The 24,325-nt window shown below is 36.7% G+C and carries 24 protein-coding genes; 19 read left to right on the forward strand and 5 right to left on the reverse strand.

Annotated features, from left to right (window positions below):
- Positions 1-94 precede the first annotated feature (94 nt).
- Positions 95-562: an HAD family hydrolase gene (locus NQ163_RS02595; protein WP_110360276.1), complete on the reverse strand. Its 468-nt coding sequence runs from the start codon at positions 560-562 to the stop codon at positions 95-97.
- 122 nt (positions 563-684) lie between these two features.
- Positions 685-2,322 carry a DUF3078 domain-containing protein gene (locus NQ163_RS02600; RefSeq protein WP_268188743.1) on the reverse strand — a complete coding sequence of 546 codons (1,638 nt, stop codon included), beginning with the start codon at positions 2,320-2,322 and terminating at the stop codon, positions 685-687.
- A gap of 586 nt (positions 2,323-2,908) precedes the next feature.
- Between NQ163_RS02600 and NQ163_RS02605 the strand changes: the two genes are divergently transcribed.
- Positions 2,909-4,288: a tryptophanase gene (locus NQ163_RS02605; protein ID WP_268188744.1), complete on the forward strand. Its 1,380-nt coding sequence runs from the start codon at positions 2,909-2,911 to the stop codon at positions 4,286-4,288.
- 215 nt (positions 4,289-4,503) lie between these two features.
- Positions 4,504-4,830 carry a hypothetical protein gene (locus tag NQ163_RS02610; RefSeq protein ID WP_268188745.1) on the forward strand — a complete coding sequence of 109 codons (327 nt, stop codon included), beginning with the start codon at positions 4,504-4,506 and terminating at the stop codon, positions 4,828-4,830.
- A 72-nt stretch (positions 4,831-4,902) separates the two neighbouring features.
- On the opposite strand, the gene trhA is transcribed toward NQ163_RS02610, so the two are convergent.
- A complete protein-coding gene (trhA, locus tag NQ163_RS02615) occupies positions 4,903-5,586 on the reverse strand; it encodes a PAQR family membrane homeostasis protein TrhA (protein ID WP_268188746.1) in 684 nt (227 codons plus the stop codon).
- Positions 5,587-5,832: 246 nt separating this feature from the next.
- Here trhA and NQ163_RS02620 point away from each other — a divergent pair, with 246 nt between their 5' ends.
- The 4 genes from NQ163_RS02620 (at position 5,833) to NQ163_RS02635 (ending at position 8,602) form a co-directional block, all read left to right on the forward strand.
- Positions 5,833-6,720 (forward strand): hypothetical protein, encoded by an 888-nt coding sequence (locus NQ163_RS02620; protein WP_268188747.1) that lies wholly within the window; start codon positions 5,833-5,835, stop codon positions 6,718-6,720.
- A gap of 126 nt (positions 6,721-6,846) precedes the next feature.
- Positions 6,847-7,602 (forward strand): DUF4197 domain-containing protein, encoded by a 756-nt coding sequence (locus NQ163_RS02625; RefSeq protein ID WP_268188748.1) that lies wholly within the window; start codon positions 6,847-6,849, stop codon positions 7,600-7,602.
- 19 nt (positions 7,603-7,621) lie between these two features.
- A complete protein-coding gene (locus NQ163_RS02630; protein WP_268188749.1) occupies positions 7,622-8,167 on the forward strand; it encodes a GNAT family N-acetyltransferase in 546 nt (181 codons plus the stop codon).
- A 243-nt stretch (positions 8,168-8,410) separates the two neighbouring features.
- Positions 8,411-8,602 (forward strand): cold-shock protein, encoded by a 192-nt coding sequence (locus tag NQ163_RS02635; protein WP_110360282.1) that lies wholly within the window; start codon positions 8,411-8,413, stop codon positions 8,600-8,602.
- A gap of 192 nt (positions 8,603-8,794) precedes the next feature.
- Here the strand turns inward: NQ163_RS02635 and NQ163_RS02640 are convergent, their stop codons facing one another.
- Positions 8,795-9,250 carry a cold-shock protein gene (locus NQ163_RS02640; RefSeq protein ID WP_120241512.1) on the reverse strand — a complete coding sequence of 152 codons (456 nt, stop codon included), beginning with the start codon at positions 9,248-9,250 and terminating at the stop codon, positions 8,795-8,797.
- A 251-nt stretch (positions 9,251-9,501) separates the two neighbouring features.
- On the opposite strand from NQ163_RS02640, the gene NQ163_RS02645 reads away from it, so the two are divergent.
- The 10 genes from NQ163_RS02645 (at position 9,502) to NQ163_RS02690 (ending at position 19,014) form a co-directional block, all read left to right on the forward strand.
- Positions 9,502-9,951, forward strand: a complete 450-nt coding sequence (locus NQ163_RS02645; RefSeq protein WP_268188750.1) for a DUF5362 family protein — start codon at positions 9,502-9,504, stop codon at positions 9,949-9,951.
- Positions 9,952-10,215: 264 nt separating this feature from the next.
- Positions 10,216-11,748, forward strand: coding sequence for a hypothetical protein (locus tag NQ163_RS02650; RefSeq protein WP_268188751.1), 1,533 nt, complete (start codon positions 10,216-10,218; stop codon positions 11,746-11,748).
- A 31-nt stretch (positions 11,749-11,779) separates the two neighbouring features.
- A complete protein-coding gene (locus NQ163_RS02655) occupies positions 11,780-12,493 on the forward strand; it encodes a 3-oxoacid CoA-transferase subunit A (protein ID WP_268188752.1) in 714 nt (237 codons plus the stop codon).
- Entirely contained in the window at positions 12,487-13,140 is a 654-nt protein-coding gene (locus tag NQ163_RS02660) for a 3-oxoacid CoA-transferase subunit B (protein ID WP_268188753.1), read from the forward strand. The genes NQ163_RS02655 and NQ163_RS02660 overlap by 7 nt, the downstream gene beginning before the upstream one ends.
- Before the next feature lie 19 nt (positions 13,141-13,159).
- Positions 13,160-14,506 (forward strand): aspartate aminotransferase family protein, encoded by a 1,347-nt coding sequence (locus NQ163_RS02665; RefSeq protein ID WP_268188754.1) that lies wholly within the window; start codon positions 13,160-13,162, stop codon positions 14,504-14,506.
- 45 nt (positions 14,507-14,551) lie between these two features.
- On the forward strand, positions 14,552-15,757 hold the full coding sequence (gene pcaF / locus NQ163_RS02670) for a 3-oxoadipyl-CoA thiolase (RefSeq protein ID WP_326493312.1): 1,206 nt from the start codon (positions 14,552-14,554) through the stop codon (positions 15,755-15,757).
- Between the two features lie 13 nt (positions 15,758-15,770).
- The gene (locus NQ163_RS02675) at positions 15,771-16,040 is read left to right on the forward strand and encodes a transporter suffix domain-containing protein (RefSeq protein ID WP_268188755.1); all 270 of its coding nucleotides are present in this window, start codon (positions 15,771-15,773) and stop codon (positions 16,038-16,040) included.
- 145 nt (positions 16,041-16,185) lie between these two features.
- Complete coding sequence (locus NQ163_RS02680; RefSeq protein WP_268188756.1) at positions 16,186-16,458, forward strand: hypothetical protein; 273 nt, start codon at positions 16,186-16,188, stop codon at positions 16,456-16,458.
- Positions 16,459-16,546: 88 nt separating this feature from the next.
- Positions 16,547-17,749 carry a multidrug effflux MFS transporter gene (locus tag NQ163_RS02685; RefSeq protein WP_120241519.1) on the forward strand — a complete coding sequence of 401 codons (1,203 nt, stop codon included), beginning with the start codon at positions 16,547-16,549 and terminating at the stop codon, positions 17,747-17,749.
- A gap of 692 nt (positions 17,750-18,441) precedes the next feature.
- The gene (locus NQ163_RS02690; protein WP_268188757.1) at positions 18,442-19,014 is read left to right on the forward strand and encodes a hypothetical protein; all 573 of its coding nucleotides are present in this window, start codon (positions 18,442-18,444) and stop codon (positions 19,012-19,014) included.
- A 214-nt stretch (positions 19,015-19,228) separates the two neighbouring features.
- Here NQ163_RS02690 and NQ163_RS02695 read toward each other — a convergent pair whose 3' ends face one another.
- Positions 19,229-21,709 (reverse strand): TonB-dependent receptor plug domain-containing protein, encoded by a 2,481-nt coding sequence (locus NQ163_RS02695; protein WP_268188758.1) that lies wholly within the window; start codon positions 21,707-21,709, stop codon positions 19,229-19,231.
- A gap of 288 nt (positions 21,710-21,997) precedes the next feature.
- Between NQ163_RS02695 and NQ163_RS02700 the strand changes: the two genes are divergently transcribed.
- The 3 genes from NQ163_RS02700 (at position 21,998) to NQ163_RS02710 (ending at position 24,247) form a co-directional block, all read left to right on the forward strand.
- Entirely contained in the window at positions 21,998-22,513 is a 516-nt protein-coding gene (locus NQ163_RS02700) for a hypothetical protein (protein ID WP_268188759.1), read from the forward strand.
- Positions 22,514-23,107: 594 nt separating this feature from the next.
- Positions 23,108-23,443, forward strand: a complete 336-nt coding sequence (locus NQ163_RS02705) for a hypothetical protein (protein ID WP_268188760.1) — start codon at positions 23,108-23,110, stop codon at positions 23,441-23,443.
- Positions 23,444-23,635: 192 nt separating this feature from the next.
- Positions 23,636-24,247, forward strand: coding sequence for a hypothetical protein (locus NQ163_RS02710; protein ID WP_268188761.1), 612 nt, complete (start codon positions 23,636-23,638; stop codon positions 24,245-24,247).
- The last annotated feature ends 78 nt before the right edge of the window (positions 24,248-24,325 follow it).

The raw sequence follows: 24,325 nt of genomic DNA on the forward strand, positions 1-24,325 counted from the left end.
AAAAAATAGTCTGTTCTAATGTGATTTGCAAAAAAAAATCCCCTTTAAGGAGATTTTAATTTTATTCTGTTTAATAAATTGACATCGTATACAATTATCTTTTCATTGTAGCAATAAAGGTATCACTATCAAGGAAAAAGTCAAGTGCATCATTGATTGATGGCAAAATTACATCAACATGATCGATAATATCTTTATGAATTCCTTCTGCCTGAAGCGTAGCTACAGAAATTAATGATTGAACGAACAATCCTATATCTATACGAGCATTACCAATAGCTGCAACATTTTGACTTCCCAAAGAAAGCAGTACATCTTCTTTTTCTCTGGAGTTGCTTGCTTCATAATAAGCTATACCACTCGACAAAGCCAGATCTCTTGCATTTCCGCGTTGGTCTGATGAAATCATAACCACGTTAACTCCCAACATTTGTAAACGATGAATTCTTTCCACCACACCAGGAACCATCTCCCCTTTAACGGTTAATGTTCCATTCGAATCTACCACCAAGGTATCGATAGTAATCGTTCCAACACCTGGAACCGCATAATTTAAACTCATAGATTAATGTTTTAATTTCAATTACAAAATAATGTTTTTTAAACAAATTTCACAAGTTTAAAAACACAATAGATTGCCCCCAACTCCTGCAAAATGGGTATTTATACCATTTTTATATTGATTTAAAATCGGTAACTAAGACCAATTGAAAAGTTCTCTTTAAACTGAACTTTCGACCCAGTATCATCATCAGAAATTAAATGGGTTGAAAATTTCGATAGCAAATACTGATTTATTGGCATAGTTAGACTCACTTCCCAATCTATATCAACATTCTTAGGCTTTTCACTATAATTTGAATAAAGTGTAAGCTTATTGATTAATTCCAAATCATCCCAAAATTTCAATTTATGAGAAAGGTTTACATACGACCCCACCTCTTTTTTAACTTTCTTATCTTTATCCACACCATAAGCCGTTTGATCGATAATTGCCGTATCCTTTACGATAGTATATTTGGCTGAAAGTGGTGAAAGAAGAACTGAAAAATTCTTATTGGGTTTGTAATCCATACCGACAGAAGCAATGATGTAAGCTGGAGCAAAAAAGTTTGATTTTAACACTCGTGGTCCATCACTTGGATACGAATAACCTTTCACCATTTGAGTTTTTAAATTGAACTGAGCTGAGTAATACCAATTCTTCACCGCTTTTTGTCCATATTTGGTATTAAACTCAATTCTATCTTCATTCTTTCTAAACCCATCTTCACCTGATTTTAACAAACCATATTTTACTTTCAGGCTGTTATCCCAGGTATGCTTCCCTCTTTTGTAGTTTGCAAATGCCTCAAGTGTTGAAGTAGTAGCCATGGAACTTTCTCCACCTCGCGACCAACTATCACTTACATGACCTTGATTAAAAGCCATACCAACAGTTGCTCCAACTTTCCAGATTTGAGAATAGCGTTTGTATTTACCCAGTTTGGCTAATGCATATTGATCTGCTCTTTCTTTTTTCTCTAACAATACTCTTGTCCCCCGAACTTTTGAACGCTGCACCGATTGTTGATAAACATCATCATCAACCAAAATTCTCACCGAACGATCCGAGGTATTCTGTATCCAGATACCGATAGAATCTCGTTTATTCTTTTTCAGCCAAAATCTCTTGTAGTCCTGTTTTCCATTGTTGATCCAAAACTTTACAGAGTCATTCATAAAGTTACGAACCCCCAGGAATACAGAGTCTCGGCTAATCTCTCTTATCCATTGGTGTACCGGATCATGTTCCACGTAATTATAAAGTTCATCCAAAGCTTGAGTTTTCCAGGTCTCATGACTTTCATTTTCGTCTATAACTGGCAAATCAGGCTGATAGCTTAATACCTTTTCAAGTTCTATTTGCTTTTTAACTTCTCTTAAAGCCTCTTCTGTTTTTCTCTTTTCTATATAATCCTTAAGGTAAAAAACCATATTTCGGATGCTATCATTCCCCACATACTGAAGCAATGTATTTACCGCATTACGAACAGAATCTGTTTGATGTTGATTTGGAGCATAGTCCACTGCCAGTTCACGAACAATAAACCTGAAGCCAACATTTTCAATATGATTTAAAGGATCTTTTATAGGATGTAAAACAGAATCGTGCGTAAAGTGTTTTAGCGAATCGGTTCTATTGTGTTTTATTTTATAAACCGACTCTTCAAACCGAATGGTATCCAGAAGCAAAGAGTCTTTTTGCAACTGTGTTGTACTTTGAGATAACAAAACAAATGGCTGAATTACAATCAGCAATACAAGAAAATATCGAATCATTGGGCTTAGCTCTGTTCGGATTAATAATATGGGCTTTTGGAACATACACTAACCAAATACAATTCTATCATATTTGGTTTGTGCAAAAATGTCAAATTTATTTTGTTCTTAAAAGCATTTGTGCGGGCAATCTATTCAAAAAATGGACCAAAATATCGTTTGTATATAAAGGCTCCCCCAATTCAATCGTTTGCATATTTTTGGCTTGTAATTTTTGTTTCAAACCAAAAAGTTTTAATTTTGACCAACAGTAGAAAAATCAGAAAGCATGGAAATTCAATATCAACTTCCTAAACTGACACACAAAGTCTACCTTAACATCAAAAACAGAGACGAATTTCACTTCTAATCCGTCTCGGGACACTCCTGTCCCATTTTTTTTTAATACGATAGCAATTTTTTGATCAGATTACTACAACTGGTCTGTTCTTGTTGCATATCTGTATTTCATTTTTTGGCTAACTCAATATCACAACAATGTAATTGACTGATTTGCAGTATACACAAATATTTCGGGTACCATAAATCGAACCAAAGCCAATACTAGTAACGAACAAAACATTAAGCAATTAAATAAAAAATTATCATGGAAATTCCATTTGCAGAATCATACAAAATCAAGATGGTTGAAACCATCAGAAGAAGTACTCGTGAAGAAAGAGAACAATGGTTAAAAGATGCCAACTACAACTTATTTAATCTTAAAAGTGATCAGGTTTTTATTGACTTATTGACTGATTCAGGTACAGGTGCAATGAGTGACAAACAATGGTCAGCTATGATGTTAGGTGACGAAAGTTACGCAGGTGCTCGTTCATACTACAACATGAAAGAAGCATTAAAAAACATCTTGGGTTTCGATCACTTCCTGCCTACTCACCAAGGACGTGCTGCTGAGAATGTATTGTTCTCTGTTTTGGTAAAAGATGGTGATGTGGTTCCTGGAAACTCTCATTTCGACACAACAAAAGGTCACATCGAATTTAGAAAAGCAAAAGCAATCGACTGTACTATTGATGAAGCTTTCGATACTGAAATTGATCACCCATTTAAAGGAAACCTTGATCTTGTTAAATTAGAGTCTGTTCTTTCAACTTATCCAAAGGAGCAAATTCCTATGATCATTGTTACTGTAACTTGTAACACTTCAGGAGGCCAGCCTGTTTCTATGGCCAATATTAAAGCGGTTAAAGAATTGGCAGACAAATATGAAGTTCCGGTATGTTTCGACTCAGCACGTTTTGCTGAGAATGCATACTTCATTAAAACTCGTGAAGAAGGTTATGCTGACAAAACAATTAAAGAGATTGTATTGGAAATGTACTCGTATGCTGATATGGCAACCATGAGTTCTAAAAAAGATGCAATTGTGAACATGGGTGGTTTCATTGGTATGAAGAGTGAAGAACTTTGGAAAAAAGCTTCTACTTATAACATCATGTTCGAAGGATATGTTACTTATGGTGGTATGTCAGGTCGCGACATGAATGCATTGGCTCAAGGTTTGGATGAAGGTACCGAATTTGATTACCTTGAAACCCGTATCAAACAGGTTGAATACCTTGGAGGAAAATTGGAAGAGTATGGCATTCCATTCCAAAAGCCAATTGGTGGTCATGCTATTTTCGTGGATGCTAAGAAAATCTTATCTCACATTCCAAAAGAAGAATACCAGGCACAAACTTTAGGTTGCGAATTATATTTGGAAGCTGGTATTCGAGGTGTTGAAATTGGAACCATTTTAGCAGATAGAGATCCTGAGACCAGGGAAAATCGTTACCCGGATTTGGAATTGTTGCGTTTGGCTATTCCTAGAAGAACCTATACCAACAATCATATGGATGTAATTGCTGCAGCTCTAAAAAATGTTTACGATCGCAGACATGAAATCAAGCATGGTTTCAAAATTGTTGACGAAGCTCCAATCATGAGACATTTTACTGTGCAGTTGGAAAAGATCGACTAAGACAAAATCACAACTACATATATGATCAAGGCTCCCTTCGGGGGGCTTTTTTTATGCGTTCGAATAAAGAAATCATTCTTTAATAATTTTTATTTTTTCAGAACTTCAAAATTGCTTAATTTTAAGAAAGATCAATATATCAATAAAATAAGAATACTAATCCTTATTTTGAATAAAGAAAAAAAGAAGCAAACTCTAACCTAAATTAACGAACTATGACTACAATTGATCTTAAAGTAACTTTACAATTAAACGAAGAGGATTACTTTAAAGTTGGTGATCACATCTTCACGAAAAATGACAAATTAAAATCTATCGAAGAAAGATTACACTTCTGTGGATCATCCGCAATTAAAGCCTTCAAAGAGTACGAAAGTTTATTGACTATGGAAATCATGGACAATTGGTCAAAGCTAATCAAAGCTTTAAATCAAACCACTTCGTGCTGTGCCGTATGGGATAATCGAAAAATTATCCAGGAATTGGTTGAAAAGAGAGACCACTCTGTATCGTGGTATGTTGAAAATTGTAGAATCTGCTAACTGCCCAAAAACTAACAATTGAAAAGACTTTCCTTAAGGAAGGTCTTTTTAATTTAAACAACTCCTAAAGCTTTATGATACTGCATAATAAACTGCAACAAAATGCGATAAACTCCCACCAAACACAAACAAATGCCAAATGAAATGATTAAAAGGCAATCTCTTCCACACATAAAAAATCACACCTAAGGTATAGAATACACCTCCAATAATGATCCATTGCAAACTTAGAATAGGAAGAACCGCACTAAATGCATCAAAATTAAAAACAAGAATATAGCCCATAAACAAATACATCAGCAGGGAAATCCATTTGTATCTTCCCAATAGGAATAGTTTATATACAATGCCGAATCCAACCAAAACCCACAAAGTTGCCAGGTAAATTTTACCTACCATATTATCCAGGTAAATTACCAAAAAAGGCGTGTATGTTCCTGCAATCATCACAAATATACTAATGTGATCCATTTTTCTAAACATGCTCCTTTTAGGATGATCAATCATATAATGATACAATGCAGAAGAAAAATATAGCAGAAGAAAACCTAGCAGAAAAATAAAAACAGCCAACAGTCCTTTCCAGCTTTGGGTTTCCCATGCATGATACATCAACCAGGTCCCAGCAGGAATGATAAAGAAAACTCCGGCCAAATGAGAAATCCAGTTCCATAGTTCATGAAGAGATTCCTTACTGTTTAAAAACCTCTTCTTATCCTCCTTAATTCGACTTGTTATTAGTAGCAACCACTTCATTTGTCAACTCCATTTTGATTGGAAGACTAAATTTCCGAAAAATAGATGAAGACACAAAGTATTCCCAATACAATTTAATTTTAATTCAAATAACTCTACACCCTAATATTTACAGCACATCTGTCACAAATTAAATTCAATACAATTGCTAAAAATATAAAATATTCAACATGACACATTCTAGATGTTTTCATATTTATATATTGCAAACTCTAAACATCTTTATAACTACAAATAACTAATCAAATGAGAAACATACTATTATTATTAAGCTTTTTTGCAGCAGTTCAAACTGGAGCTGCACAAAAATCAACACTTTCGCCTTTCCTAAGAGTTGGAAAATCAACAGAAAATATAGCTATATTAACTGAAGATATTAAAAACCAACTAAAGGCTAGTGATTTTGAAATTGTAGGTGAATATGCACCAGAATCAAACAACAACCTACATGTTGTTTGTTTTACAAGAAATGATTTACAGGAGCTTTGCTTAGAATCAAAAGACAGAGGTGCCCTGGCAAGTGTATTAAAACTTGGCTTGGTGAAAAAAGGAGAGCAAACTACAATAAGTATGCTAAATCCTGACTATATGTTTTGTGCTTACCTTAGCAATTACGAAACAGACAAGAGTGCCTATAATAAAGTTACAACAGATGTAAAAAATGCTCTTAAAAATTTCGGAAACGAGTTTACAGCTTTTGGTGGGGAAGTAAAAACTGTTGCTTTAAAAAAATATCATTATAAAATAATGATGCCTTATTTTAAAGATCCGGTAGAACTTAACGAGTTTGAAAGTTTTGAAGCTGGAGTCGCAAAAATTCGTAAAAACCTAAATGCAGAAAAAGGTAATACCAAGTTGATTTATGAACAGGTATTCACAAATGAAAACGTTGCTGTTTTTGGTGTAGGATTGCTTGATCAGGAAAGTGGAGAAAAACACTTCCTGCCAATTATTGGTGAAGACCACATTGCTGCTATGCCATATGAAATCATCCTTCAGAACAAGGAAGTTACCATGCTACATGGAAAATACCGTTTCGCATTGTACTGGCCTGAACTTACCATGGGTACTTTCATGAAAATTATGAGCACCCCAGGTGATGTTGAAGATTTTATGGAAGCTTTAACTGAATAATCCATGTTTTATAAATCTCTCCCCTAGAGATTTACATCCCTTGTTCACACAAGGGATTTTTTATTGTTTCAATTTTTGATACCTTGGAGCTTCAATTATTACCAGGAACCAAAATTTAATCACAGAATGAAAAAATACTTTTATCTAATTATAATTTCTACAATGCTTTGGTCTTGCGCCGAAATGCAAGCCGTAATGGATCAGTATAATTTGGAACAGTACCGACCTCTAACCGACGGTGAAGTATCCACTGGTTTAAAAGAAGCCTTAAGAGTAGGAAGTGTGAATGCGGCCAATATTTTGTCGGTTGAAGATGGCTTTTACAAAGATGAATTGGTAAAGATTCTTCTTCCTCCCGAAGCACAAAAAATATCGAAGAATATTAGCATGATTCCTGGAGGCAAGGATTTAATTGAAAAAGTAGAAATAAGATTAAACCGTGCTGCCGAAGATGCAGTAAAAGAAGCAGCACCTATTTTTGCTTCGGCCATTACAGAAATGACCATTGCAGATGCTTTTGGTATTTTAAAAGGCAGTGATGATGCAGCAACCCAATATCTAAAAGGCAAAACATCCGATAAGCTAAAAGATTTATTCATGCCAAAAGTTAAGGCTTCACTCGATAAAAAACTGGTAGCAAACATTTCTACCAACGAATCGTGGAACCTGCTTACCAGCAATTACAATAAGGTGGCAGGTAGTTTTGCCGGTAAATTGGCAAATCTGCAACCTGTGAATACAAAATTAGATGATTACGTTACCCAAAAAGCTTTGGATGCCCTGTTTTTAAAAGTTGCAGAAGAAGAAAAACAGATTAGGAAAGATCCTTTAAAACGTGTCAGCAATATTCTGAAAAGGGTATTTGGAGAGTTAGATAAGTAACAGTAAAACCTAATCTGAAATGAAACTTGAAACAAAACGTCTTGTGCTCGAAAAACTGGAGATGAAACATGCCGAAGCATTCTACTCCTACCGATCGGATGCGGAAACCAATAAATACCAAGGCTGGATTCCATATGCATTGGAAGATTGCCAGCACTTCATAAAAAACAGGATTGCCGAAGAGTATAACGAAACAGGAACCTGGTATCAATTTGCAATTATACTTAAAGAATCGAATGAAATGATCGGCGATTTTGGTGTTCACTTTCTGGATGGCGACAATCACCAGGTAGAAATTGGATGTACCATAAATAAAAAATACCACCGAAAAGCTTATGCAAGAGAAGCTGTAAGTGCTATAATCAACCATTTAATTTGCAATTTGAAGAAGCATAGAATTTCCGCTTCGGTTGATCCGCTAAATACAGCCTCAATTCGACTAATGGAAAGACTTGGTTTTAGAAAAGAAGCCCATTTTAAGGAAAGTATTTTAATCAATGAAAAGTGGGTAGATGATGTAATTTATGCCATTTTAGACAAAGAATGGTTGGCTATAAACGGTTAATTCTTTCAACCTTCTCATTATCTAATCTTTATAAAATTAATCAATTTAAAAGTTTTTTCTTTTAAGTATCATTTTTTTACCTACCTTTGGCTCGATATAAAGTCATAGGTCGAATTTATAATCGACTCTTTTAATTTCAATATTATTTGTTGCTATTCCATTCCAGGAATTAAATTAACAGGAGTATACGGGAGTTATTAAGAACTAAGACTTATTTCAAATTATTATTTTAATTTAATTACAATGGAAGGAACAGTAAAATTCTTTAACGAATCAAAAGGTTTTGGTTTTATCAAACCAGCTGATCAAGGTGATGATGTTTTCGTACACGTATCAGGTCTTGTTGACGAGATCAGAGAAAACGACAAAGTTGAATACGATGTTGAAAACGGAAGAAAAGGTTTAAACGCAGTAAATGTAAGAGTGATTGAATAATCGCTACACCTTTATAAGAAATTGAAAAAGCACCTCTAGAGGTGCTTTTTTTTATTGTCTAAATTTTAAACCGATTATTTGGTGACATTGATTATACAATCACTTTAAGATTACAAATATCTTAAAGCCACATCAAGACATCGGCATTATACCACGCACTAATGACGCGGTATAAATAGTATTATTTGATAGTTACTTTTTTAAAGTAACATTTACGGCATTCATTCCTTTAGGGCCACGCTCAGTGTCGAACTCTACCTTATCGTTCTCCTTAATGGTGTCAACCAATCCGTTTACGTGTACAAAAATACTATCTCCAGTATTTAGATCCTTAATAAAACCGTAGCCTTTGCTATCATTAAAGAAATTAACAACTCCTTGCCTTTTTCCTTCTTCCTCTGCAAAATCGCCACTATTACGTGCTCCTAATACAATGTCTTCGGCTTTAATCTCTTCTTTTTTCTTCTGTGGATCTGGCGGCGTTGATGTAATGTTTCCAAACTCATCCACATAAGCAATCATGTCATCCAGACTACTTTTTCCACCTGCTTCTTTACGAGCTTCTTTACGAGCTTCTTTCTCTTTTCTCTTCTGGAGTTTTCTTTTCTCTTTTTCTTTTTTGTTATAAGTCTCTTGCGATCTTCCCATACAATTTTTTAGTGATACATTAATTATTAAAACAGCCTTAATGAATCGATTCAGATAATAGATTGGCCTACTTCACTCAAGACAGAAAGGTGCTGCAAGGTAAGCATTTATTTACACTCCTTACTCATTTTTACACAAAGCTTTTTAAATGATCTCAATTTTATTGAAACAGCCCCTCATATTATCATCAAAAATTAAAAAGAAATAATTATTTTAAGCTGATTATTTTTTTTAAACAAAACCCTTGAAACATGCAAAATAACGAAGGAAGAGAAGCCAAGCCAATAGAGCTAACGGCACAATCGGTAATTTACTTAAATGAAACCCGAAAATGGACCATGTTTTTTTCCATACTTGGATTTGTTTTTCTGGGAATACTACTAATTGCCGCAGTTTTTATGGCAAGCATGTTTGGTGCCATGGCAGGCAACCTACCATTTAAGGGAAGTGGAATTGTAATGGGAGTATTTTACTTGCTTTTGGGCGTATTGTACTTCTTCCCTATTTTTTACCTTTACAAATTCTCAAAACACTCAAAAACTGCCATTTACGGCGAAGACAGTGAACAGTTAAGCCTGGCATTTAAGTATTTGAAAAAACACTATAAGTTTATTGGTATTTTAAGCATTATACTTTTATCCTTCTATGTTCTGGCATTTCTGATCATGTCAATTGCAGGTGGAATAGGAGCTTTCATGTAAGGTATTGACATCAATATAATTTGAACCTTCTCTGAAAAACAGAGAAGGTTTTTTATTTGCAAAAAAATGCATTTAATAATATCAGTTTTTGTTGTAACTTGATTACATGTAACCCATTAAAGGCTATACAAATCAGCAAACCTTGTAAGCTAATTTGATATGTATTGTAAATACAAATAAAGCCTACAAACAATGGGACTAAAAATAAGCAAGAGTCCTTACTCCTGCTGCTAAACCTGACTATTCATCGTAAAATAGTTATACATGTTACATTCAGAAAAAATTGATTTTACCAAACAATTTGCTCATCACGGAATTGGTGAAAATGCAGTCCAAATCATCGAAAAAGAAGAGCTATTGCCTGCAAGCCTCATCAATAAATTACATCACTGCTTTCCACAATACTCTATCTTAAAAGAGGAAAGTGCACCAATGTTTACCACCAGTAAAAATCGTTACACAGGCATTGATGGTTTTAGAGAAATCATATCTGTTCTAAATGCCAATGGTATTGATATTGGCTACATCGAGGAACGAGAGCTGTTCATTAACGTATATCGATTTATGGCCACCAAGCACATTTTAAATACCATCAACTGGAAGGATTACGTAAATGATTCAGTTTTTCAATTGGTATTTCCTCAGCCCGGAATGATGAAAGCTGAACTGCTGGAAAGATACAGGAATGCCAAATCGGAAGAGGAAAAGCAACAAATTTGTGAGGATTACATTCACGATACCAATCCGCACGATGGTAAACAATTGCTGAATAAGGCATGTTTCGAAAATGAACATGGCGATTTTGAAATACTGGATGGCAGCCAGCACAAATATCCACAATGCTTTCTTGTATTTGATAAAAGCACACAAAGCTGTTTTGCATTCTGTAATTACTGTTTCCGCCATGCACAGGTAAGAGGCGACGAAGACATGTTTATACAGAAAGATATCGATCAGGTTCATAGCTACCTAAGAGAGCACAAAGAGGTAACCGATATTTTGCTGACTGGTGGCGATGGTGGCTTAATGCCATATTCCCGTTTGAAAGAATATTTATTGCCATTTACCACCGATCCTGAATTGTCGCATATCAGAAACATACGCATGGCTTCCAGGGGTTTGACCTTCGACCCTCAAATGATCATCAAACCAAGTTTTGATAACACATTAGCACTCTACAAAGAATTAATCGACCATGGCATTCAAGTAATTTGGATGGGACATTTCTCTGGCCCAAAAGAATTGATGAACCTGACCACCATTGCGGCTGTTCGGCGATTAAGAACTACAGGAATAACGGTTAAAAGTCAGAGTCCAATCATGAAACACATCAGCTTGTTCCCGGATGAAAATGGAGGTATTGACATCGATAAATCGGCTCAAAACTGGATAGACCTGGGACATGTGCTCATGATGCTGGGAGTTGGTTTCCACTCGATGTACTATGCCCGTCCAACAGGAGAGCACCATTATTTCACTGCACCATTGGCAGATATCAATAAGGTATTTAGTCAAATCTACAGAAGCCTTCCATCGGTTGGTCGACCTTCCAGATATATCTCCATGACCTCGTCAGCTGGAAAAGCCTCGATGCTGGGAACTGTAGAGGTAAACGGAAAAACAGCTTTTGCACTTAAATTCAACGAAGCCAGAAATATGGAATGGATGGATAGAGTGTATTTGGCAGAATTCGACGACAAGCAAAACACCATTGAAAAACTAAAACCATTTGAAGGAGATAAATATTTCTATACAGATGAATTAGAAGCCATAGAAAAACAATTAGAGAGAAAATAGAATATTGTTCAAACAAAAGCATTTCTGTTCTATGATTAACAAGACAGTACAATCCTTAGCCGAAGCCGTACAAAACATTCACGATGGAGCTACCATAATGATTAGCGGCTTTGGTGAAGCAGGCAGTCCCATTGAATTGATTCATGCCTTAATCGATCAGGGGGCAAAAGATTTGACCGTAGTGAGCAACAATACAGGAAGTGGAAATGTAGGACTGGCAGCCTTAATCGAACAAAGAAGAGTGAAAAAGATGATCTGTTCATTTCCTCGAACTGCCAACTCAACCGTATTTCCGGAACTCTACAATGCGGGAGAAATAGAATTGGAGCTGGTACCACAAGGCACCTTAGCAGAAAGAATCAGAGCTGGCGGGGCCGGCATTCCTGCATTCTACACCCCTGCTTCGGTAAATACACCTTTGGCTAAAGGCAAGGAATGCAGAGTGTTTGATGGAATTGAATATGTGTTGGAAAAAGGCATAAAAGCCGATTTCTCACTGGTAAAATGCGAACTGGCTGATCGGTATGGCAATTTAACCTATCATGCCACTGCACGTAATTTCGGGCCTATCATGTGTACTGCTGCCAAAACAAGTATTGTTCAGGCCAGAAAAATTGTGGAAGCAGGTGCAATAGATCCTGAAATCGTGGTAACACCTGGAATTTTCGTGAATCACATTATCGAAGTTTCCAAGCCTGCCAATGAATCGGAATTGGTGTCACAAAAACTTACATACCCATGGTAGAAAAGCAGATAAATATCGGCTGGAGCAAAACGGAAATGGCACAAAATGTAGCAATGGACATTCCCGATGGCTCCTATGTAAACCTCGGAATTGGCATGCCCGAAATGGTGGCCGACTTTGTTCCCGAAGGTCGTGAACTGATCTATCAGACTGAAAATGGATTGTTGGGAATGGGCGCAGTACCTATGGCCGGACAAGAAGATCCTGAATTGATAAACGCAGGCAAAAAACCTGTAACCACCATACCTGGTGCTTGCTTCTTTCATCATGCCGATAGCTTTACCATGATTAGAGGCGGCCATATTGATGTGTGTGTGTTAGGTGCCATGCAAATCTCTAAAAATGGGGATTTGGCCAACTGGTCAACAGGTGCTGCCAATGCAATTCCTGCAGTAGGCGGAGCAATGGATTTGGTAGCAGGTGTAAAAAGAATACTGGTAATTACACAGCACAATACCAAAGATGGCAAAGCCAAAATCCTGAATCAATGCAGCTATCCACTTACCGGTAAGGGGGTTGTGGAAAGCATTTATACAAACCTGGCCATAATCGATGTGAAAGACGAGGGACTTTATGTAAGAAAATTAGGGCCCAATGTTGATTTTGAATATTTACAGAAACATACCGAAGCCAAACTATATCAATAAACTAAACTCTGCAATCATCATGGAAAATGCTGATAATGTAAATTATAAATCAAGCCTAAAACTCTACAAGAGAGCCAAAAAAGTAATTACCGGAGGCGTAAGCAGAAACACCATTTTCCGCCGTCCTCATCCTTTCTATGTGGCCCAGGCAAAAGGCAGCTATGTAACCGATATCGATGGCAATACCCGAATTGATTTTGCCAACAATATGGCATCCTTGATTCATGGGCACTCCCATCCTGTAATTGTAGATGCCGTTACCGAACAAATGCAAAACGGAACCGCCTATACACTGGGAAGTGAGGTAGAAGTAGAGTTTGGTGAGTTGTTGGTGGAAAGAAACAAGGAGTTCGAAAAAATTAGGTTTGTGAACTCAGGCACCGAGGCAGTAATGTCAATGATAAAAGCAGCCCGAGCTTATACAGGCCGACCTAAAATTGCCAAGGCCGAAGGAGCCTACCATGGCACCTACGATTTTGCAGAAATCAGCCAAATAGCAGAACCTCAAAACTGGGGAGATATCGATAAACCAAATTCGGTTCCGGTAACCTATGGCACACCCGACAGTGTAAAAAAAGATGTCATTGTATTCCCATACAATGACATTGAACGCACGATCAATTTACTGGAAGCCAATAAAAATGAACTGGCCTGCGTGTTGATCGATCCGGTTTCTCATCGGGTTGGAATGTACCCAATTGAGGAAAAGTTTTTGCTGGCTATTTACAATTGGACCCGAAAAAACAAAGTGCTTTTGGTATTCGACGAGGTGGTAACCTATCGTGTAAGCTATAGTGGCGCACAGTATTTATATCCTGTAAAGCCCGACATGACTGCTCTTGGAAAAATTATAGGCGGTGGATTCCCCGTTGGTGCCATTGCAGGAGCAGCAAAAATCATGTCGGTATTCGATCCCTCTCGAAAAGTAATTAAACAGCCTCATTCGGGCACTTTCTCGGCCAATCCGGTTACCATGATTGCAGGAAAAACAGCCATGCAATTGTACGATAGGAAGGCAGTGGATGACATCAATAAAATGGCAGCAATTGCTAAAGAGCAAATACAGGAAGCCATTCAATTGGCCGATGTGCCTGTTGTAATAACGGGAGCAGGATCGATGTTCCGTTTACATTTTCGCCACAAACAGCCACGCAATTACCGTGAAACCTATCAGGCTCCGGAAGAAAGAAAAGTAATTGTAGACCTTCTCGACTATCTTTTCCTTCACGAAAACCTGATTTTGATCAACACCTTCGCTTGTATGTTTGCCACCACCATCACACAGGCAGAAGTAGATCGTCTATCTCAATCCTTATACAATGGATTAAAAAAATACAAAGCTGAAATTCATCAGTTTGCCAAATAAGTAAAATAAGTTTCTGATACCTAACCAAGCTCCAAACACAAGCGAATGATGAAAAATGTTTATATCTGCGATGCCATAAGAACACCTGTAGGAAAATATGCAGGCTCACTAGCCTCTGTTCGAACCGATGATTTAGCAGCCATTCCTTTAAAAGCATTAATGAATAGAAATCCGGAAATGGATTGGTCTGCCATTGATGACGTTTTAATGGGCTGTGCCAACCAGGCGGGAGAAGACAATCGAAATGTAGCAAGAATGGCTACCCTTTTGGCTGGTTTTCCTGAAACCGTTTCGGCAGCTACCATCAATCGCCTGTGCGGATCGGGAATGGATGCCATTGGAAGTGCAGCCAGGGCCATAAAAGCAGGGGAAGCAAATTTGATGATTGCAGGAGGTGTGGAAAGCATGTCGAGAGCACCTTTTGTAATGGGAAAAGCAGAAACAGCTTTCGGACGAAGCCACAAACTGGAAGATACCACCATTGGCTGGCGATTTGTGAATAAAAAACTAGACCAGATGTATGGTACCGAAGGTATGATTCAAACGGCACAAAACATTGCCGACGATTTTTCAATCTCCCGCGAAGATCAGGACAAGTTTGCACGATGGAGCCAGGAAAAAGCACGCAATGCACAAAAAAATGGGAGTTTGGCTCACGAGATTGTCCCCGTGGAAATCCCACAACGAAAAGCAGATCCCATCCTCTTTTCCGCCGACGAACACCCAAGACTTTCTTCTTTGGAAAAACTGGCAAGCCTAAAATCTATTTCTGGCCCCAATGGATGCGTAAGCGCAGGAAATGCTTCAGGAGTAAACGATGGAGCGGCTGCCATGCTACTGGCTTCAGAACAGGCCGTAAAGAAATATCATCTCGCTCCTAAAGTGAAGATATTGGGCATGGCTACTGCTGGTGTTCTGCCAAGAATTATGGGCATGGGACCGGTAAGCGCTACCCAAAAAGTGCTACAACTTACCGGACTGCATCTTGATGATATGGATATTATTGAATTGAACGAGGCCTTTGCAGCTCAATCTCTTGCTTGTACCCGTGAATTGGGTCTGGCAGATGATGACCCACGCATTAATCCTTTGGGAGGTGCCATTGCCTTAGGTCATCCGCTGGGCATGAGCGGAGCCCGCATCACCACATCAGCCTATTACCAATTGATTCACTCCGATGCCAAATATGCACTTTGCACCATGTGTATTGGCGTTGGACAAGGAATTGCTTTGGTGTTGGAGAAAATATAAGAACACAAACAGCATGAAAAAAAAGAACTGGCAAATCAAATTGGGAATATTTTTAATGGTTCTTTGTATACCATTCTTTTTAATCTTACCTGTAATTCCGTTTATGGAATTGGAAGCCAAAACCAAGATTACCCTTTCAACCATTTCTTTAATTATTGGAGAAGTATTGTTTTGGGGGGGAGGCGTATTGGTTGGGAAAGAGCTTTTCATAAAATACAAATCCTACTTTAATCCTAAGAATTGGTTCAAGAAAAAACAAGAGGATGAGCAAATAAACAAGTAGTCTGTCCCCTCCTATTTACCCCAGAACAAAGCAAAACAGAATATTTCAGTCATAAATTTCTATCTTCGTGTCCCAATTTTAATGGTGTTTCAGCCAAAAACATCCACTGCAACATCTATTGATTTCAATCCAATCATCCTCAAAAATGAAAAAGACACTTGCCTATAGAATTTTACAAGTAGTAAGCTTATTGCCAATATTGGCCTGGCCGCTTGTTTTTTACGTGAGCTTATATTTATTTGATGATCCCAATGGCAATGCATCTGCTTTGTTTATTGCCATTAATGCCTATCCTTTGTATTTAATTGCCAACCTGATTTTAAGCAAAAAACTATACGAAAACCAAAGAAACCTATCTGTTCTTTTGCTGATTTGGCCCATACTGCTTGTGGCACTTGTGGCCTTATTCCTTTCATAGAAAGGCAAATCATTCGCTATTCACAAAACAGGTTTCAGTATCGAAATAATAAGTAGCTTTGCACGCTTGTTCGAAATGTAATATCCCTATGCAAATCAAAAGAAAATCAGATACCGAATTTATCATCATCATGGCCTCTTTGATGTCCCTGGCATCCCTATCGATAGATGCCTTGCTTCCCGGCTTGCCCGAAATTGCCAAAACCATTGGCATAAGCGATCCGAAGAACAATCAGTTGCTGATTACGATGATATTTTTAGGAATGGGTTTCGGACAATTGCTTTCAGGTCCCTTATCGGATAGTATTGGTCGAAAAAACACCATTTATATTGGCTTTTCCTTGTTTGCATTATCCAGCATGCTATGCATTTACGCTTCGAGCATGGAGATGATGATTGCAGGACGTTTTCTTCAGGGAATTGGCTTATCGGCACCCCGAACCGTTGCCACCGCCATGGTGCGCGACCGATTTGTGGGAGATTATATGGCCAAAATCATGTCCTTTGTTACGGTAATCTTTATTCTGGCACCCATTGTAGCCCCATCATTTGGCAAGATCATGCTCGACTCCTTTGGATGGGAATCCATCTTTTCGAGCCAGCTGCTATTCGGTCTGTTTGTAATTTTGTGGTTGTGGCAACGACAGCAGGAAACCCTAAAGCTTGAAAACCGAAGGAAGCTCACTCTATCGCTTTTCTCAAACGGAATTAAGGAGTTTACCAAGCACAAACAATCCTTAATTTTCACCTTTATGTCTGGCCTAATTCTATCGGCCTTTATGGTGTATCTGAGCTCTAGCCAGCAGATATTCCAGGAGCAATACGGATTGGTTGAAGAGTTTCCATTTATTTTCTCAGGAATCGCCGTTGTAATTGGTCTATCCACCTTTTTAAACGGAAGTTTTGTAATTCGTTTTGGCATGTTAAAGCTGGCACAAAGCTTTACCACACTCCTTTTCTGTATTTCTTCATGCTACGTACTCTTGTTTTTCGGCAAGCCCAATCCTGATATTGGCATTCTCCTATTATTTTTTGTGGGCATGCTATTTTGTGTTGGTTTCATTTTCGGAAACATCAACGCACTGGCCATGCAACCCATGGGACACATAGCCGGCATTGGAGCCGCCCTGTTTGGTTTTATCGGAACGGTAATGGCAGTACCCATTGCTACCTTTATTGGCCGATTTATTGATGCAACTGCCCTACCTGTTTTTGCAGGATATGCTGTTTGTAGTGGCATTTCCTTGTTGCTGATTCAGTATTTTAAGTTTTTGGGGAGAAGGGAAAGTTAAAGGATTAACGTAAAAACATGAAGATTTAATGTTAAAAGGTGACATTTCAACCTTTAAAGTTCAGTTTGCATCATTAAAATTGAGTTTTTGATATTAAAAGCTAAGGCTTTAATGTTGAAAGCTTAAGTTTTAATGGTTTATACTGCTATTTTTATATCTAAAGGACATGTTTTTTGATTAAAAAGTCAGCTTCTTAGGTTGAAAGTCGAACTTTTAATATTGAAACTTCAGCTAACAATGTTGCAGGCTCAGCTTTCAACGTTGAATACACAGGTTTTAACGTAAAAAACTCAATAAATAACGTTAAAACTTTTAATGTCAAAAGTTTAGACTTAAATAACAATATAAAAGCCTTTGTAAAAGGATGATTGTTTTGTAAATTGATGAGCGGAAACAAAACTAGTTGTGCATTACATACCTAAATGGGATATAAACACACATTTTAATTAAGATATAATCGAAATAAACGCACTTGTGTTTATTTAGAGATTATGTGCAAATATTAATAAGCAACGAGCAGACAACAAATTATGATTTTAAAACCATTACATGGAGTCAAGATTAGAATTAAAAACCACTTCTGGTGTTTAATTTAATCGCGTTCCATCGCCAAAATAAAACCAAATGATAGAACTCATACGGTATCAGAGTTTTAATCCTTTTGAAAAAGCAAAACCAAAAAGATCCCTAAAATGAATGCCATTGTTCCCCTAAGAATAAGCAAAGATTTAAAAGAGAGCCAGATTGATTGGAAAATCATCATATTATTTTTGCCAATCGCTTTTTTTACATTCTTTTTTCACGAGTTCGGACACTGGACTTTTGGAGAAATATTAGGTAATGATATGACCTTAAGTTTAAACAATTCGACAACCAGTAATGGCAATTTTAAGGATGCTTCCCATGCTTTGTGGTCTGCAATAGGAGGTCCATTGTTTACTATTATTCAGGCATTGCTTTTTTCTTTTGTTGTTTGGAAAACAAAATCAATCCTTGCTTATTCATTTGTGTTTGTAGCAGTGTTTTCACGTTTTTACTCAATTGTTTTTGGCGGTATTGTTTTATTGCAAGATGAAACAAGGATTGCTCTAAAATTAGGCGTAAATAAATATCTAATTTCAGGCATTGTATTGGCAATCCTGTTTTCAATTTTATGGAAATGCCATAAGATTCTTAAATTAAATTTAAAGGCATTAGGATATTTTATCGTGTTAGGAGTTTTTGCCATATTAATCGTAATAGGATTAAATGAGTTAATCAAATGAAGAAATAGGGCAAAGCTCCTGCTGGTGTGCGATTCTATCGCGTTCCATTGCCACAAAAACCACACTAGAGGATTGACTTCATCGAACTTCGTTTCGTGCAGCAGCTGAGAATAACAAGGAAAACCAGATAGAACAACAACCATAAAAAAAACCTCACCCGAAATGTTCGGGTGAGGTTTTTTTTATGATTTTGCCTTGAATGATTGTTTCTCACCTAAAAATCCAACTGAAAACCCAGGGCCACTGATCTTGCTTGTGCTAGTGTTTGAGCATCTATCCCATATGCTGTATCCAGCTTTAAGCCATCGTAGCCTGTAATGGTAAATACATTTCTGGCTGTAGCATAAATGCGTGTCTTGATATCCTTGCCAAAAAGTTTCGGAATGGAATAGCCAATGCTAATGTTCTCCATACGAACAAAAGAGGCATTATTCAGGTAATAATCAGAGCTGGCATGTTGCCTGGTAAAATCAGTTTCCAACACACTTTTGTGCATATTGAATGGAGCATTTCCATAATAGCCTCTTTGTGCTGCAACCGCATCATAGGTGTAATTCCCAATATTCCCTCTTAGGGTGAATGCAGCATCCCATTGTTTATAAGTGAACTGTGATGAGAAACCAAACATTACTTTTGGTGCCGCAGATTTATACATTCTAAGCTCTCCCGAATTTTCAAGTGGCTTTCCATTGGGACCATAAACCTGAGGATACAAGTAAAAGGAGTATAGCTCTTCCCCAACTTTAAAGAATCTACCCTGCTGATTGTAATACGTATTCCGTGCACCATTCTCATCAAGCTGAATCAACTTGTTTTTATTGCAGGCAATGTTGCATTGCAGATTCCAATTTATTTTATCGTTTACAACAGGAGTTGCTTGTAAGCTCAACTCAAATCCTTTGTTTTCAATCTGAGCTGAATTCATAATTATTGCCTGATCGCCAAGCATTGAATGATAATTTTCTTCGAAAAATACATTTTTATGCTTCAGGATATACCCTTCTATGCTGGCACTTAATCTGTTGTTTAAAAATGAAAGATCTATCCCAAAGTTTGTTGTATGCTCACGACCCACTTGTTTTCTTATCATCTCATCTCCAGTCTTACCAAGTATGGCATAGCCCATCCTTAGCTCTAAAGTATTTAAAACAGAGCTCTTGTCTTTTTTCAATACCTGATAGTTCACATCAAAGGAGGCCGACTTGACATTCTGATCCCACTTCTCACCTGCATCCAACCTATAATTTCCTCCAAGTGTAAGTCGTTCCCACAACTCCAAGGATACCAAGCCATACAATGATTTAATCTTTCGATCCACATTGTAAGAATAATTTTGGTGTGAGTTTGTGTTTGGATCCTGGATCACATCAGAAGCAGAACCCATCGATTCATAAGATACTTTTCCAGTTCTAAGTTTATCTTTCTCTTTAATATATCCTATGCCAATATTTAATCCTGACAGGACATCATTAATTCGGGTATGATAATCGATACCTGCCTTAATAATGGTGGTATTCATTTCGTATGATTCACCATTAGCAGAGGTCCATTGGTTACCACTTGAATAATGATTACTGATGGCATAGCGATTCCAATTGTCATCCGATTTGTTTTTCCCAATCAGGAAAGATGCCTTCATCCCTTTTAAAAATGGCAAGTTGTAATCTGCTTTAAAATTCAGGTTCCAATTTCTTTGGTCTGTCCCATTACCCGACATCTGAAGCATTTTTACTGGATTATAAATGGTATTGTATTCATTCCTGTAGATATCCTCTCTGGAAGAGGATGCTTGCGTAGGATCAAAAAGAACAGCAGCCTCATAAGCTTTTTGATTACCAAATTCGTGATCGATTTTTGCTGTTTGATATCCCAAACTTAAGGCAAGCTGATCATCCAATAGTTTTCGGTTTAACTGCAGGCTGGCAGTCCAACGGCTATAATCCGAATTCTTTAAAATCCCCTCCTGTTTGTTGTGCCCACCAGCTATTCTGTAGGAGGTTTTGCCCAACAAACCAGATAGGCTAAGGTGCTGATGGTGTCCAAAAGCATTTTGAAGGACTTCATCCTGCCAGTTTGTATTTGAATTGCCAAGTTGACTTTTGTAATCGGAATTAGCTGGCAGATGTTCTGACAAAGCTTTTTTGTACTGAGTAGCGTTTAAAACATCCACAATATTGGTATTGCTTAAAATGGAAGCGGTGTTGCTAAAGCGAATGGAAATAGGCTTTTTGCTATTGGAATGCTTGGTGGAAATCAACAACACCCCATTACCTGCACTATAGCCATAGGGCACAATCTCATTCCCATTTTTTAAAAACTGAATACTCTCCACATTCTGAGGGTCGATGACATTTAAGAAATTCCCAAATCCATCAGGCTCAACATACATGGGTATACCATCAACATAAACCAATGGATGATCCAATTCATAAAGACGTGAGTAACCTCTTGATATGATGCTAAAAGATGCCCCCGGATCAGCACTGTTGGAAATTACCCTAACACCAGAAAATTTACCATTGATTAAATCCTGAATGGAATGATTGTTCCCCGGCAGAAAATCCTTACTGCTTAATTTATCGTTTTCAATGGTACTGATCGTATCTTTCTCGTTGTTTTTAACCTGAATAGAATTAGGCTTTCCCATTTGCTGAAAAAAGAGCAAAACCAAGAGGAGTAGACTTATTTTTTTCATTTAAGATAATATTGATTACAAGCAAAAAAACAAATGTAAAAAACATTAAAATTCTAAACAGTAAGAATTAATATAAATTATACATTAAAAACTATATGGAAATCAAAATATCGTATATATCTTTCCCGTGCGATTATTCTGTTTAAACAGAATTTGAAATGCGCGATGGCTTTATTCCATCTTTCATTTTCATGGGTATTGATTCATCGGAATTCTTCCATTCATTTTAATCAATACCCATGACAAAAAAAACTGAACTACATAAAGCATAAGAAAGAAACACTTTAAATGTTTAAATGGTATCAAAAAATAATTGAAAAAGTACTGAATGAAAAACCAGTTTTTGGTTTTGGTTACCGAGAAGAAAAGTTGAAAGCAGTGGTTTTTCTCCCACCCTTGGTTTTACTCTTTATTCTCATATTGGGGCTTGCAGTTTTCTTTTCCAATTTCAAATCTTATCAGAGAAATTGGAAAGCAAAATGGAATACCAACGAAATACATGTAGTGAGCGATTCACTAATTCAAAGGGATAGCATTAAGATTGAATGGCAAAATTCCTTTCCGCCATCAAAAATTGCATTCTATAATGGAGAACAGCTTACCAACAAGATTAATGAAAGAGGACACAATTACTTTATCGTTTCGTATTTGGGTCAAAGAGTTAATACCTACAAGCAGTTTAAAAGTGATTATTGGTCGTATCATAAATATCTATTCACAATAAAAATGGACAGTAACAATACCCTACAATCAACACTGCAAATTGAAGGAAAGTATCGTAATTTCAAGGATCATGTGGATTAGTGATGTTATGGAATTGCAATCTATCACCAACTACACACCAACTCAATGAATGATTAATACAAATTAAACCTATGAAAATATTCTTATTCACTCTTTATAGTGTATTCATATTTATAGCTTTTCTTGGTCTAACAATTTTCCTTTGGGATAGTTTGGAAAGTACAATTGGGAAAGTCCTTCTTATATCTGGTAACTTATTCTGTGTATACTACATTTTCTTTATCCTAAACAGCTATTCTACAATAAAACTGAATAAAAACATTGTAGTAGTTTCTAAGCTATTTTCTAAGAGAACTTATGATCTAAACGATCTAGAATATTGGCATGATACCCTAAATACCTATCGAGTTCGTGTCAGGAAATTGAATTTAGTTTTTAAAAATAAAAAGCTTAAGATTGTAGATACCTACGATAAAAATATTGAAACTCTTTATCATTATCTTAGAACACATTATAGTGAAAAAGATAAGATGAACATTCACATGTAATATCTCTTCGGTGAGCGATTCTATCCCCCAAGCTGCTGCACGAAACGAAGGGGATCTGTCCTTAATAGAATTTCTTAGTTTTTTGAACCAGTAAGTATTTACCACTATGGATTTTGACACTACAATAAACAAGATCATTGACAATGGAGAAAGTTTTGAACTGGATGGAATGATTGCTTATGAAAGAATAATCTATCTAATTTCAGAGGCAGAAGTTTATTGTGATATGGAAGCTATCGATAGTTCTGTAAATCATTATAAGGAGGATAGCATTAAAGAACTTATTGAAGGTTATCGTAAAATTGGAGCAAATGAATTATCCGAAACATTCAGCAATTTAATTAATGCTGAAGTCCATGAGAAAGGTGCAATCCCTGATGAATTGAATGAAATAATAGCATCTCAAAAAGGATACAATTTGGATGCAATAAAAAACTGGTGAAAACGAGAGTTTGGCGTACAATAGGCGCACTTATCGAATTTCTTATTACCTCTCCCCAATCTAACTTAAAATTCTTTGCAAAAGGACTATTGTTTTGTACATTCACAAGCAGATACGTGTACATTACATCCCAAAATGAGGGTATAAATACATATTTGTAGATTGAACAAAAACATCAAAAAACAATAAGCCATGGAAGAACGAAGTGCATTTGATATATTGGTAGACTATCCTAAAAAACATGGATTGGATTATGACACTCACACGAATGACAGACGGTTTCATTTCTTTCCTTCTGATCCGGTTTTAAATACCAAATTCGTAATATTTAAAAAGGACAATTTGTTCTTTTGCGCTTACGATTCCTTTGGAACCAAAGCTTATATGAATTGTACCTATACAGGTTTGTATGGCCTTATTGACATACCAGAACCTCTTGAGCTTAAAATGACAAAGAAAGACTGGCTGGATAAGTTTCTAACATCCAACAAGCGCAAAACAGGAAATCATTACATTGATGAAAATGTTACCATTTCATCCAAATCGAGCGATATCCCTTTACGAATCGTAAATGCAACAGCCGTTAAGCATTTTTTAAAAATGACTGAAAGAACGAATCCGCTAAAAGTGATCATTGAGAACGATTACCTTCAGTTCGTGAAAGAGTTAAAAGGAAAAATGGTTGTAGGTGTAGAAACCAATAAATGGTTATATGAAGAATCAGATGTTGAAAACTTTCTAGAACATGGTAGCAAATTGCTACACAGTATGCAAAGAAAAAAAGATATCCTGCACAAACTATAATGCATAAGCCTATAGCGCAATTTAACTTCCCCTACTGCTGAGAGATTTAATCCTGTCCCATATTAAAGATTGAATCAA

The sequence above is a fragment of the Marinifilum sp. D737 genome (genome assembly GCF_026672275.1).
GTDB lineage: Bacteria > Bacteroidota > Bacteroidia > Bacteroidales > Marinifilaceae > Marinifilum.

What these genes read in the sequence shown, in the direction of transcription:
- NQ163_RS02695 (WP_268188758.1), bottom strand. Translation starts at nt 21,709, where the DNA reads ATGAAAAAAATAAGTCTACTCCTCTTGGTTTTGCTCTTTTTTCAGCAA.
- NQ163_RS02680 (WP_268188756.1), top strand. Translation starts at nt 16,186, where the DNA reads ATGAAAAAGACACTTGCCTATAGAATTTTACAAGTAGTAAGCTTATTG.
- NQ163_RS02660 (WP_268188753.1), top strand. Translation starts at nt 12,487, where the DNA reads ATGGTAGAAAAGCAGATAAATATCGGCTGGAGCAAAACGGAAATGGCA.
- NQ163_RS02710 (WP_268188761.1), top strand. Translation starts at nt 23,636, where the DNA reads ATGGAAGAACGAAGTGCATTTGATATATTGGTAGACTATCCTAAAAAA.
- NQ163_RS02645 (WP_268188750.1), top strand. Translation starts at nt 9,502, where the DNA reads ATGCAAAATAACGAAGGAAGAGAAGCCAAGCCAATAGAGCTAACGGCA.
- NQ163_RS02650 (WP_268188751.1), top strand. Translation starts at nt 10,216, where the DNA reads ATGTTACATTCAGAAAAAATTGATTTTACCAAACAATTTGCTCATCAC.
- NQ163_RS02700 (WP_268188759.1), top strand. Translation starts at nt 21,998, where the DNA reads ATGTTTAAATGGTATCAAAAAATAATTGAAAAAGTACTGAATGAAAAA.
- NQ163_RS02690 (WP_268188757.1), top strand. Translation starts at nt 18,442, where the DNA reads ATGAATGCCATTGTTCCCCTAAGAATAAGCAAAGATTTAAAAGAGAGC.
- NQ163_RS02705 (WP_268188760.1), top strand. Translation starts at nt 23,108, where the DNA reads ATGGATTTTGACACTACAATAAACAAGATCATTGACAATGGAGAAAGT.
- NQ163_RS02640 (WP_120241512.1), bottom strand. Translation starts at nt 9,250, where the DNA reads ATGGGAAGATCGCAAGAGACTTATAACAAAAAAGAAAAAGAGAAAAGA.
- NQ163_RS02620 (WP_268188747.1), top strand. Translation starts at nt 5,833, where the DNA reads ATGAGAAACATACTATTATTATTAAGCTTTTTTGCAGCAGTTCAAACT.
- NQ163_RS02605 (WP_268188744.1), top strand. Translation starts at nt 2,909, where the DNA reads ATGGAAATTCCATTTGCAGAATCATACAAAATCAAGATGGTTGAAACC.
- NQ163_RS02665 (WP_268188754.1), top strand. Translation starts at nt 13,160, where the DNA reads ATGGAAAATGCTGATAATGTAAATTATAAATCAAGCCTAAAACTCTAC.
- NQ163_RS02685 (WP_120241519.1), top strand. Translation starts at nt 16,547, where the DNA reads ATGCAAATCAAAAGAAAATCAGATACCGAATTTATCATCATCATGGCC.
- pcaF (WP_326493312.1), top strand. Translation starts at nt 14,552, where the DNA reads ATGATGAAAAATGTTTATATCTGCGATGCCATAAGAACACCTGTAGGA.
- NQ163_RS02655 (WP_268188752.1), top strand. Translation starts at nt 11,780, where the DNA reads ATGATTAACAAGACAGTACAATCCTTAGCCGAAGCCGTACAAAACATT.
- NQ163_RS02610 (WP_268188745.1), top strand. Translation starts at nt 4,504, where the DNA reads ATGACTACAATTGATCTTAAAGTAACTTTACAATTAAACGAAGAGGAT.
- NQ163_RS02625 (WP_268188748.1), top strand. Translation starts at nt 6,847, where the DNA reads ATGAAAAAATACTTTTATCTAATTATAATTTCTACAATGCTTTGGTCT.
- NQ163_RS02635 (WP_110360282.1), top strand. Translation starts at nt 8,411, where the DNA reads ATGGAAGGAACAGTAAAATTCTTTAACGAATCAAAAGGTTTTGGTTTT.
- NQ163_RS02675 (WP_268188755.1), top strand. Translation starts at nt 15,771, where the DNA reads ATGAAAAAAAAGAACTGGCAAATCAAATTGGGAATATTTTTAATGGTT.
- NQ163_RS02630 (WP_268188749.1), top strand. Translation starts at nt 7,622, where the DNA reads ATGAAACTTGAAACAAAACGTCTTGTGCTCGAAAAACTGGAGATGAAA.
- trhA (WP_268188746.1), bottom strand. Translation starts at nt 5,586, where the DNA reads ATGAAGTGGTTGCTACTAATAACAAGTCGAATTAAGGAGGATAAGAAG.
- NQ163_RS02600 (WP_268188743.1), bottom strand. Translation starts at nt 2,322, where the DNA reads ATGATTCGATATTTTCTTGTATTGCTGATTGTAATTCAGCCATTTGTT.
- NQ163_RS02595 (WP_110360276.1), bottom strand. Translation starts at nt 562, where the DNA reads ATGAGTTTAAATTATGCGGTTCCAGGTGTTGGAACGATTACTATCGAT.